The organism is Oleiphilus sp. HI0132 (assembly GCF_001635845.1).
Genome location: NZ_LWGJ01000464.1, coordinates 1 through 936, shown reverse-complemented (window position 1 = coordinate 936; position 936 = coordinate 1). Strand labels below are relative to the sequence as shown.

Below are 936 nucleotides of genomic sequence, written 5' to 3'. Positions count from 1 at the left end.
TCATTACGGTGACCATTTGCTGAACAACCATCACGCAGTTCCTTGAGTTTGTTCTTACGCTCAGTGATCAACTTATTTTGGTCTTCAGTGTTCGTAGTATTCTGTTCGTTCGACATATTTTCTTCCAATTACTTATCCATTGCTGCCACCAAAGACGATAGCAGCAAACTAAAAATTAAAGGCCTTGCTTAAGACTGGCTTCGATAAACTGATCCAGGTCGCCATCTAAGACATTATTGCAGTTACTGGTCTCAACATTGGTTCGCAGATCTTTGATCCGCGAAGAGTCCAGTACATAGGAGCGGATTTGACTTCCCCAACCAATATCTGACTTAGTATCTTCCAATGCTTGTGCCGCTTCGCTACGCTTCATCATCTCTAGCTCATATAACTTTGCTCGAAGCTGCTGCATAGCCTTATCTTTGTTTTGATGCTGTGAACGTTGGTTCTGGCATTGGACCACAATACCGCTTGGCTCATGAGTAATACGTATTGCTGAATCGGTTGTATTAACGTGCTGGCCGCCCGCACCACTAGAGCGATACGTATCAATACGCAGGTCTGCCGGGTTAATTTCAATATCGACGTTATCATCAATTTCCGGTGATACAAACACCGATGCAAAAGAAGTATGGCGACGGCTGCCTGAATCAAAAGGAGATTTTCTTACCAAGCGATGGACACCTGTCTCTGTACGTAACCAACCAAATGCATATTCACCGGTAAATTGGATTGTCGCACTTTTGATGCCGGCAACTTCACCGTCGGAGAGTTCAATGATTTCAGTCTTGAAACCTTTCTTCTCCCCCCACCGTAAGAACATACGCAATAACATGCTGGCCCAATCTTGAGCCTCGGTACCACCTGAGCCAGACTGAATATCGAGATATGCGTTGTTTTCATCCATCTCGCCAGAAAACATTCTTCGAAACTCTA

Annotated in this window: 1 protein-coding gene; it reads right to left on the bottom strand. The window is 44.4% G+C overall.

Annotated features, from left to right (window positions below; genetic code table 11):
- Positions 1 to 175: 175 nt before the first annotated feature.
- Positions 176 to 936: peptide chain release factor 2 (gene prfB / locus A3766_RS05715; RefSeq protein WP_068641890.1), on the bottom strand; the 761-nt coding region annotated here is incomplete at its 5' end.